This is a genomic window from Lysobacter xanthus, from assembly GCF_047159895.1.
Genome location: NZ_BAAGAB020000077.1, coordinates 1 through 10,396 on the forward strand (window position 1 = coordinate 1; position 10,396 = coordinate 10,396).

General features: G+C 71.1%; 7 protein-coding genes and 1 pseudogene. 3 read left to right on the forward strand and 5 right to left on the reverse strand.

Going from position 1 to position 10,396, the window contains the following annotated elements:
- The 3 genes from ACY35P_RS13585 to ACY35P_RS13595 form a co-directional block, all read left to right on the forward strand.
- Window positions 1-1,892: lytic transglycosylase domain-containing protein (locus tag ACY35P_RS13585; RefSeq protein ID WP_462116377.1), on the forward strand; the 1,892-nt coding region annotated here is incomplete at its 5' end.
- Between the two features lie 37 nt (window positions 1,893-1,929).
- A complete protein-coding gene (locus tag ACY35P_RS13590) occupies window positions 1,930-2,304 on the forward strand; it encodes a PH domain-containing protein (protein ID WP_462116378.1) in 375 nt (124 codons plus the stop codon).
- Window positions 2,305-2,306: 2 nt separating this feature from the next.
- Window positions 2,307-3,551: a multifunctional CCA addition/repair protein gene (locus ACY35P_RS13595; protein ID WP_462116379.1), complete on the forward strand. Its 1,245-nt coding sequence runs from the start codon at window positions 2,307-2,309 to the stop codon at window positions 3,549-3,551.
- A gap of 69 nt (window positions 3,552-3,620) precedes the next feature.
- Here ACY35P_RS13595 and ACY35P_RS13600 read toward each other — a convergent pair whose 3' ends face one another.
- The 5 genes and pseudogenes from ACY35P_RS13600 to ACY35P_RS13620 form a co-directional block, all read right to left on the reverse strand.
- Window positions 3,621-6,137 (reverse strand): TonB-dependent receptor plug domain-containing protein, encoded by a 2,517-nt coding sequence (locus tag ACY35P_RS13600; protein WP_462116380.1) that lies wholly within the window; start codon window positions 6,135-6,137, stop codon window positions 3,621-3,623.
- A gap of 90 nt (window positions 6,138-6,227) precedes the next feature.
- Window positions 6,228-7,340, reverse strand: a complete 1,113-nt coding sequence (gene rodA / locus ACY35P_RS13605) for a rod shape-determining protein RodA (protein WP_462116381.1) — start codon at window positions 7,338-7,340, stop codon at window positions 6,228-6,230.
- Window positions 7,337-9,472, reverse strand: a complete 2,136-nt coding sequence (gene mrdA / locus ACY35P_RS13610) for a penicillin-binding protein 2 (protein ID WP_462116382.1) — start codon at window positions 9,470-9,472, stop codon at window positions 7,337-7,339. The genes rodA and mrdA overlap by 4 nt, the downstream gene beginning before the upstream one ends.
- A 10-nt stretch (window positions 9,473-9,482) precedes the next feature.
- Window positions 9,483-9,968 (reverse strand): rod shape-determining protein MreD, encoded by a 486-nt coding sequence (gene mreD, locus ACY35P_RS13615; protein WP_462116383.1) that lies wholly within the window; start codon window positions 9,966-9,968, stop codon window positions 9,483-9,485.
- Window positions 9,965-10,396 (reverse strand): annotated as a pseudogene (locus ACY35P_RS13620) (rod shape-determining protein MreC); the annotation flags it as partial. The gene mreD and the pseudogene ACY35P_RS13620, both read right to left, overlap by 4 nt.

Sequence of the window (10,396 nt, forward strand, 5' to 3'; positions counted from 1 at the left end):
ATCAGGATCCGGATCGACGGGTAGTCCGTACCCTCGACAGCGACCTCGCGAAGCATCCGCTGTACGGCTGGATCGAGTACGCGATGCTGCGACGCGACCTTTCCGGGCTCGATGCGGGGCGCGCGCAGGACTTCCTGCGTCGCTACGGCGGCCAGGCGGTGGGCACGACGTTCCGGGCGCAGTGGCTCGCCGAGGCGGCGCGCCGCCGCGACTGGGCCGCCGTCGACGCCGCATGGGATCCGTCGATCAAGGACACCGGCCTGCGCTGCACGCGGCTGCAGGCGGAGGAGGCGCTCGGTCGCGTCACCGCCGCCTGGACCTCGCAGGCGCAGGCGCTGTGGCGCGACGCCGCGGAATCGCTGCCGTCGCAGTGCGACCCGGTCTTCGCGGCGCTCGACGCCCGCGGCGGGCTGACGCCGGCCTTGCGTTGGGAACGCCTCGAGAAGGCGGCCGAAGCCTGGCAGCCGGCGGTGATGCGCACTGCGGCACGGGGCCTGCCGGCGGACGAGGCCGCGCTCGCCACCGACTACGCGGCCTTCGTCGAAGCCTTGAACGATCGCGCGCTGCAATGGCCGAAGACCGAGCGCAGCCGCCGCATCGCGAGCTACGGCCTGGCGCGCTACGCGAAGTCGGTCCCCCAGGACGCGCAGAAGCAGCTCGACAAGTTCGGCCCGGCGCTCGGATTCACCGACGTCGAGCGCGGCCGCGTGCTGTACCAGTCCGCGCTGTGGACGGCGTCCTCGTACGAGGCCGGCGCCGCGCAGCGACTCGCCGCCGTGCCCGAGTCGGCCTACGACGATCGCCTGCGCGAATGGCGCGTGCGCGAGGCGCTGGCGCGGTCCGACTGGGCCTCCGCGCTCGAGGCGATCCGCCGCATGCCGCCGAAGCAGCGCGACGATTCGCGCTGGAAGTATTTCGAGGGCCGCCTCGCCGAGCTGCAGGGCGACCGCGCCGCCGCGCAACAGGCCTATCGCGCCGCCGCGGCCAAGCCCGAGTTCCACGGCTTCCTCGCCGCCGACCGACTGGGTGAGCGCTACACGCTGTGCCCGTGGATTCCCGGCACCTCGGGCGCGGTGCGCGCGGCGGTCGAAGGCGATCCGGCGCTGCGTCGGTCGATGCTGCTGTACGACCTCGACCGCAACGGCTGGGCCACGGCCGAATGGAGCGACGCGCTCTCGCGCTTCGACGCCACGCGCCGCATCACCGCGGTCGAGATCGCCCAGCAGCACGGCTGGTACGACCGCGCGGTGTTCGCGCTCGGCAAGGAAGACCCGGAGGAGCTGCGCCTGTACACGCTGCGCTTCCCGCTGCACCACGAGGCGACAATCCGGCGCGAGGCCGCGAAAAACGGACTCGACCCGGCGTGGGTCGCGGCCGAAATCCGCGCGGAGAGCATCTTCAATCCCACCGCGCGTTCGGGCGCGAACGCGATCGGCCTGATGCAGCTCATCCCGTCGACCGGTGCCGCGACCGCCGCGCGGATCGGCGTGCCGTGGAACGGCGAGTCGAGCCTGTACGACCCCGACACCAACATCGTCCTCGGCACCGCCTACCTGCGGCAGCTGCTCGACGGCTACGGCGACGGCAAGCCCTACTTCACGCTCGCCGGCTACAACGCGGGCCCCGCGCCGCTCAACCGCTGGAAGGCGCAGCGCCCGGGCATGGACCCGGACTTCTGGATCGAGACGATCACCTACAAGGAGACGCGCGACTACGTGGCGCGCGTACTCGCGTTCGGCGTGCTCTACGACTGGCGCATGCGCGGCGACGCGCTGCGCGTGAGCGACCGCATGCAGGGCAACTTCGAAGGCACGCGCACGCCGTTCGCCTGCCCGCTGGCGACGACGCCGCCGGCGCCCGAGGCGCTGAAGCCGTCGGAGCGTCGCGGCTGAGGCATCCTTAGGCGCCTCTCAATCCGCGGAGACCGCCATGGGACTGCTCGACACGCTGCTCGGCCACGCCGGCGAGAAGGACATCGCCGACCTGCACGACGAATTCGGCCCGCTGCTCGCGCAGGGCGAAGTCCTGCAGCGCGCATTCGGCTTCGTGCGCGACCTGATCGTATTCACCGACCGGCGCATGATCATCGTCGACAAGCAGGGCATCACCGCCCGCAAGACGAGCTACCTCAGCATCCCGTACCGCGCGATCGTGATGTATTCGATCGAGACCGCCGGCCACTTCGACCTCGACAGCGACCTGCGCATCTGGGTGTCGAGCCAGCCCGAGCCGATCACGCGCGCGCTCGGCCGCGGCGGCGGCGCTCGCGACATCATCGCGATCCTCGCGCAGGCCACGCGCTGACGATGCGCGTCTACCTCGTCGGCGGCGCCGTGCGCGATCCGTTGCTGGGCGTCGAGCCCGGCGACCGCGACTTCGTCGTCGTGGGCGCGACCGCGCAGCAGATGCTCGACGCCGGCTACAAGCCGGTCGGCCGCGACTTCCCCGTTTTCCTGCATCCGCAGACGGGGGAGGAGTACGCGCTCGCGCGCACCGAGCGCAAGAACGGGCGCGGCTACCGCGGTTTCGTCGTCGACGCCGATCCCTCGGTGACGCTGGACGAGGACCTGCAACGCCGCGATTTCACCATCAACGCGATCGCGCGCGAAGTGCACGGAGACGGCACGCTGGGCGACATCGTCGACCCGCTCGGCGGCGTGCGCGACCTCGAGGCACGCGTGCTGCGCCACGTCGGCCCCGCCTTCGTCGAGGATCCGTTGCGCGTGCTGCGCGCGGCGCGATTCATGGCGCGGCTCGCACCGATGGGCTTCGCGGTCGCGCCCGACACGATGGCGCTGATGCGGCGGATGGCCGACTCCGGTGAACTCGCCGAGCTCACGCCCGAGCGCGTCTGGCAGGAACTGCGACGCGCGGTGGCGAGCGCGAAGCCCTCGGCCTTCATGCGCACGCTGCACGAGGCCGGGGCGCTCGGCGCCGTGCTGCCCGAGGTCGAAGCGCTGTACGGCGTGCCGCAGCGCGCCGAGTACCACCCGGAAGTCGACACCGGCGTACACGTCGAAATGGTCTGCGACATGGCCGCGCGGCTCGCGCCCGGCGACGACGTGATCGGCTTCGCCGCGCTGGTGCACGACCTCGGCAAGGCGCGCACCCCGGCGCATGTGCTGCCCAAGCACATCGGCCACGAGCAGGCCGGGCTCGCACCGCTGCGCGAGGTCTGCGACCGGCTGAAGGTGCCGACCGCGCATCGCCAGCTGGCGATCATGGTCTGCCGCGAGCACCTCAACGTGCATCGCTACGACGACCTGCGCGCGTCGACCGTGCACGACCTGCTGCAGCGCTGCGACGGCTTCCGCCAGCCCGCGCGCATCGCGCAGCTGGCGCTCGCCTGCGAGGCCGACAAGCGAGGCCGACTTGGCCTCGAGGAGCAGCCCTATCCGTCGCGCCAAGGCCTGCTGCACGCGCTCGAGGCCGCGCGAGCGGTACGCGCCGAGTCCGTCGCCCGCGAGGGCCTGCAGGGCCCGGCCGTGGGCGAGGCGCTGCGCCGCGCGCGCATCGAGGCCATCGCCCGCGCGACCGGGAAGAAGCGCTAGCGTCGTCGCTCGCGGGGACCGTGGACGGAAACGGGCGGCCGAAGCCGCCCGTCGTGTCGACCGCTCGGCTCAGAACCGCCAGTCGAGCCGCGCGTAATAGCTGCCGCCGTTCATGCCGAACGGCATCGTTTCCCAGCCGTAGGTGAAGCCCAGCTGCGGAAACGGGAAGCCGCCGGCGCGATCCCACTTATCCGGATAGGTGTCGAAAAGGTTGTCGGCGCCGACGGTGAGGCTCACGTCCGGACTGAAGCGATAGCGCACGCTCGCGTCGAACAGCCACTTGCCGCCCCACGTCTGCTTGGTCCCGGGCGTGAACCCTTCGCCGCTGACCGCGCCGAAATAGTTCGCGCGGGACATCAGCTGCCACGGACCGGTGTCGTAAAGCGCCTGCAGCACATGGTGCGCACGCGGCTGCCCCTCTTCCACGAGCGTCACCTGGGTGTCGTCGAACAGCTGAGCGGGCGAGAGGATGGGCGACTGCGAACGGCGTCCCGTGACCTGCGTGCGGTTGAAGTGCAGCAGCGCCGACAGGTTCAGACGGTTGCCGCCCGAGAATCCCACGCTGCGGTTGGCGACGATGTCCACGCCCTCGGTGCGCGTGTCGATCGCGTTGGTGAAGAATTGCGCCTGGCCGACGCGAAACGGTGCAAGGACCCGCGCGATCGGGCAGTTGGTGTTGGCGTCGTCGCAGAGTTGCCCGTTCGCGTCCTCCTGCTCCGGGGCGATGTTGCCGGAGAAGATGATGCGGTCGTCGATATCGATCCGGAATACGTCCGCGGTGATCGACACGTCGGTGGACGGCTTCCAGACGAAGCCCAGCGACAGATTCCTGGACGTCTCCTCCTTGAGCGGCGGGATGCCGAGCGCGCGGGTGACGGGGCTGTCCTGCCGCGCCGTCAGCGTCTCGGTCAGCTGCCCGGTGCCGGGGCTCAGATTGGTCGACACCTGGCTGTAGAACTGCTGCTGCACGCCAGGCGCGCGGAAGCCGGTCGAGGCCGCGCCGCGGATCGCCAGGTGCTCAGTCGCCTGGAAGCGCGCCGACAGTTTCCCGGTGGTGGTGTTGCCGAAGTCGGAATAGTCCTCGAAACGCACCGCTGCGCCGAGCAGGAGACGCTCGGTCGCGTTGGTCTCGGCATCGAGGTAGAGGGCGACGTTGTGACGGCTGCGGTCCACCTCGGTGCCGGGCGTGAAGCCCGGGAAGCCCTGGATGCCGGGCGCGGCCAGCCCGCCGTTCTGGTCGAAGATGCGGATCGCGGGATTGTTCGTGCGGCCGTAGGTGTACGAAACCGGGTCGCCCGCCTCGATCGCGTATCCGTCGCGGCGCCACTCGACCCCGGTTGCGAGGTGGAGCGGGCGGCCGCGGAAGCCGTCTACGCTGCCGCGCACGTCGAGGTTGAATGTCGTCTGGTCGAACTGCAGGGTGCCGGTATCGGCTTCGGTCGGCGACTGGCGATAGGCGCATGCCGGGCTGCCGGGGGGTGCACAAAAGCGACCCGGCTCCGGCTCGTAGTACCAGCTCACGTTCACCGAACCGCTTTCATGGAAGCCGAATCGCGAACGCCCGCGGTTGACGGACGCGTCGAGGTCCCATGTGCCGCCCAATGGCATGCGGTACCCGAGGGCGACGGACGTGTCCTCGACGGTGGTTTCGATCGTGGGCAGGAAGCCGTCGGGATACAGCTCCGGCACGTTGCGGCTGTCGCGAGCGCTGCGGAAGAATCCGGACGAATCGCCGCGGCGCCTCGACGCGCCACCGAATGCGTAGAGTTCGCCTGCCCCGACGGGAAGGCCACCGTTGAACCACAGGTAGGCGTCGCGTGCGTCGGCGTCGCCGAGCCGCTGGGTGACGCGCGGCGGATTGACGCGCAGTACGTCGGGGCCCGCGCGATTGGTTTCCCCACGATCGCGGAACTCGGCGGTCAGGTTGAGGAAACCGTCCGCCGCGAGCTTTACCCCGGTATTGACCGACGCGGAGAACAGCTCGCCGTCGCCGGCATACGCCTGCCCCGCCTGTACGGAGACGTTCGTGCGGTCCGTCTGCTTGCGCAGGATGATGTTGATGACGCCTGCGATCGCATCGGAGCCGTACTGCGCCGCGGCGCCGTCGCGAAGGACCTCGATACGCTCGATCGCGCCGACGGGGATCGCGTTGATGTCGGTGCCGGCCGAGCCGCGGCCGACGGTCTGCTGCACGTTGACCAACGCCTGCTGGTGTCGGCGCTTGCCATTGACGAGTACCAGCACCTGGTCGGGTCCCAGCGCGCGCAGCGTGGCGGGACGGAGGATGTCGGTACCGTCGGAGACGAACGTCCGCGAGAAATTGAAGCTCGGTTCGAGCATCTGCAGGATCTGCCCGACCTCCTGCGCGCCGGTGGCCTCGAGTTCCTCGCGGCGGATCACGTCGACCGGGGCGGCGGTGTCGGCGGCGGTCCGGCCACGTACACGGGAGCCGGTGACCTGCACGCTGTCGAGCGTCGTGGCGTCGGCGGTGCGGGCGGCCGGTTGCTGCGCGAAGGCGGACGAAGAGCTGGCGACGACGAGCGTCGCGACGATCGCCTCGGCGAGGCGATGACGGTAGGCGGGCATGCGCGTTCCTTTGCTGGGTGGGGCGGGACGTCCCCTGCATCGTCCCGGCGCAAGGATTACCGCAGTCGGCAACGGCTGTGCAACCGCCCCTCAGCGCCCGTAGACGGGCCGGTGCGCCTTCACCGCCATCACCACGCCGAGCCCGGCGAGCAGCGACACCGCGGACGTGCCGCCGTAGCTCAGCAACGGCATCGGCACGCCCACCACCGGCAGCAGGCCGGCGATCATGCCGCCGTTGACGATCACGTACACGCAGAAGGCGAGCCCGAGCGCGCCGGCGATCATGCGCGAGTAGCCATCGCGCGCCTCGACCGCGATCCACAGGCAGCGGGCGATCACGAACAGGTACAGCGCGATCACGGTGACCACGCCGAGCCAGCCGAATTCCTCGCTGAGCACCGCGAAGACGAAGTCGGTGGTGTGCTCCGGCAGGTAGTTGAGGTGCGACTGCGAGCCCTCCATCCAGCCCTTGCCGGTGAGGCCGCCGGCACCGATCGCGATCTTCGACTGGATGATGTTCCAGCCCGCGCCGAGCGGATCGGATTCCGGGTCGAGGAACGTCAGGATGCGGTCCTTCTGGTACGGCCGCAGCAGGAAGAACCAGGCGACCGGCGCGACGCTCGCGACGCCCGCGCCCGCGGCCACGAACCACCACCAGGACAGGCCGGCGAGGTAGAGCACGAACGCGCCGCTTACCGCCACGAGCATGGCCGTGCCGAAGTCGGGCTGCTTGAGGATCAGCAGCGTGGGCACCGCGATGATCGTCGCCGCGACCATCGTCACCCTGAACGACGGCGGCAACGGACGCCGGTTGAGGTACCAGGCCACCATCATCGGCAGGCTCAGCTTGAGCACCTCCGACGGCTGGAAATAGAAGACGCCGAGGTTGATCCAGAGGTTGCCGTGCTTGCCGCCGCCGATCACGAGCACGATCAGCAACGGCACGATCGACACGCCGTAGAGATATGGCGTCCAGTTGCGCAGCTGGTAGGCGGGGAGGCGCGAGATCGCCCACATCGCCATCAGGCCGATGCCGTAGTGCGCGCCGCGCGCCAGCACCATCCGGGCGGAGCCGTCGGCCGCGCTGTAGATCACCGCGAGGCCGATCACCATCAGGCCGAGCAGCGCGGCGAGCAGCGGCAGGTCGAGCGTGCGCGTGAAGCGCTGGACCATGTCGCCCGACCAGCGCAGCAGGACGTTCATCGGGCCCCCGCCTGCAGTGCGCGCAGCGCGGTCAGCGCCTGGCGCGCCGCGGCCTCACCGTCGCGCGTGGCGCGCGTCGCGACCGGTGCACGCGTCGGCGGCACGGGCTGCGGATCGCGCGTCGCGGGCGCGGGTTCCTCGTCGTCGGCCGGCGGCGCCGGTGGTGGCGTTCCACGTGCGGGCGCGACGGGCGTCGCCGCGGGCGGTATCTCCGTCTCCGGTACGTAGTCGAGCGGCGCTCCGCCCTGCGGCGAGCGCAGCACGCCTTCGGCCGGCTCGGGCATCCTGCCGATCAGCCAGGCATCGAAGACCTTGCGCGCGATGGGTGCCGCGGAGGAGGCACCGTAACCGCCGTGCTCCACCGACACCGCGATCGCGATGCGCGGGTTGTCCGCAGGCGCATAGCCGACGAACAGCGCCTGGTGGCGCAGGTTGTAGGGGAGCGAATGCGGGTCGACGCTGCCGCGGCCGCCGCGCCGGCTGTTCACCTTCTGCGCGGTGCCGGTCTTGCCCGCCATGAGGTACGTCGCACCGCGCGCGATGTTGGTCGCGGTGCCGCCCCCGTGCACGGTGGCGACCATGCCGTCGTGCACGGCCTGCAGGTGCGCCTCGCTCGGCGAGATGCGCGCGCCCGGCGGATGCGGCGTGCCCTGCCACGGCAGGTTGTAACCCGAGCGCGTGGCCATCACGAGGTGCAGCGGATGCAGCGCACCGCCGTTCGCGAGCGCGGCGGTGCCGCGCGCGAGCTGCAGCACGGTCGCGATCCAGTAGCCCTGCCCGATGCCGGCGATCACCGTCTCGCCCGCGTACCACGAGTCCTTGCTGCGTTTCGCCTTCCATTCCGGCGACGGCACGATGCCGACGTTCTCGCCGAGCAGGTCGATGCCGGATTTCTGCCCGAAGCCGTACAGCCGCATGTAGCTGTCGAACTTCGTGATGCCCATGTCGTAGGCGAGCTTGTAGTAGTAGTAGTTGACCGACTGCGCGATCGACTTCTTGAGGTCCGTCCAGCCGGCCGCGCCGTGCGCGTCGCGATAGCCGCGCTTCTGCCCGGGGATGTGGAACTCGCCGGTGGAGAACACGGCGGACTCCGGCGTGCGCAGACCGCTGTCGAGGCCGGCCAGGCCCACCAGCGGCTTGATCGTCGAGCCGGGCGGGCCGCCGCCCAGCACGGGGCGGTTGAACAACGGGCGCGACGGATTGGTCGTCAGCGCCTTGTAGTGCTTGTGCGTGATGCCGTTGACGAACAGGTTCGCGTCGTACGACGGCAGCGAGACCATCGCGAGCACGTCGCCGGTGCGCGGATCGACCGCCACCGCGGCGCCGTCCATGTCGCCGAAGGCGGTCACCATCGCCTGCTGGAGGTCGATGTCGATCGACAGGCGCAGGTCCGTGCCCGGTTGCGCAGGCACGCGCCCCACGGTGCGCAGCGGGCGCCCCTCGACGTTCGTCTCCACCTTCTCGTAGCCGATCTTCCCGCGCAGCTGCGTCTCGTACGCGCGCTCGAGGCCGGTCTTGCCGATGTGCGTCAGCGCCTCGAAACCCGGGCCGAGGCTCTTCGCATCGGCCACGTCGACGCGGCCGACGTAGCCGATCACGTGAGCGGTGAGTTCGCCGTAGGGATAGCGGCGATTGAGGTACGACACGATCTCGATGCCGGGATAGCGCCAGCGGTCGACCGCGAAGCGCGCGGCCTCCTCGTCGGTGAGACGCATCTTCAGCGTGATCGGCTTGAAGCCGCGCGAGGCGCGACGCGCGTCCTGGAAGCGCTCGATGTCCTCCGGCGCGAGCGCGACGCGCTGCGCAAGGCCCGGCAGCCACCTCGCCGGATCGCCCGCCACGCTCGGCGTCACGTCGAGCCGCCAGGCCGGCACGTTGTCGGCGAGGATGCGACCGCGGCGGTCGTAGATCAGGCCACGGCCCGGCACGATCGGCTGCAGCTTGAGGCGGTTCTCCTCCGAGCGCGTGGCGAAGTCCTCGTGCTGCACCACCTGCAGGCGGAAGTACCAGCCGGCGAGCCCGACCAGTGCGCCGGTCACCCCCAGCATCGCGACGAAGGCGCGCGCGCGGAACTGCGCCGCCTCGGCACCGGCGTTCTTGAGGCGGCGCGGGCGCCGGCGGATCAGCGCCATCGACGCGCCCTCATCGCCGCCGCCACCGGCCCAGGCGCAGGCCGTCGAGCACGAGGAAGACTGGCGGCCACATCAGCATGCCGATGGCGGGCGCGATCCAGTAACTCCACGGCAGCGTCGGCTCGCGAAGCGCGATGTGCAGGCCCGCGCTCACGATGCGGTCGTTGACCAGCAGCGCGCCGAGCGTGAGCGCCTGTTGCGACAGCGGGAAGAAGCGCATGCGTGCGCGGAAGCGCTGCACGATGAAGGCGAGGATCACCAGCCGCAGCGCCTGCTCGCCGAGCAGCGAGCCGAAGACCACGTCGGCGATGAGGCCGACGAGGAACGCGAAGCCGAGGCCGATGCGGTCGGGGTCCTCGATCAGCCAGTACGCGAGCACCAGCGCGAGCCAGAACGGTCGCGCGGGCTGCAGCGCGACCGGCAACGGCAGCAGGCCGAGCGCGAGCGCGGCGGCGAGGCTCGCGTAGACGATCCAGCGCGGAAACGAGCGCATCAGCGACGCTCCGTCGGCAGCGGTGCGGGCGCCGGCCCGGTGCGCGCGGGCGCAACGGGCGCGCCCGCGCGCGGATCGGCGTCGATCGGCGGGCGGTCGGCGAGGCCAACGGGGGCCGCAGGCGTTGCGGGCGTCGTGGTCGGGCCCACGCCCGGCGGCATCGCGGGCTGCGTGGTCGCGGGCGCGGTCGTGGCCGTTGCAGCAGGCGCACCGGACGGGGTGGCGGGCAGGCCGCCAGCGGGCGGCGTCGCCGTCGATTCCGGCGGCGGGGGCGGCGGCGGCAGGTCGACACGGTTCGAGCGCAGCAGCAGCACTTCGCGGCCGCGGTCGAGTTGCGCGGCAGGGCGCACCTCGCCCTCGAGGAAGGCGCGGCTCTCGTCGGGACGCAGCGCCAGCACGCGCCCGACCGGGAAGCCGGGCGGGAAGCGCCC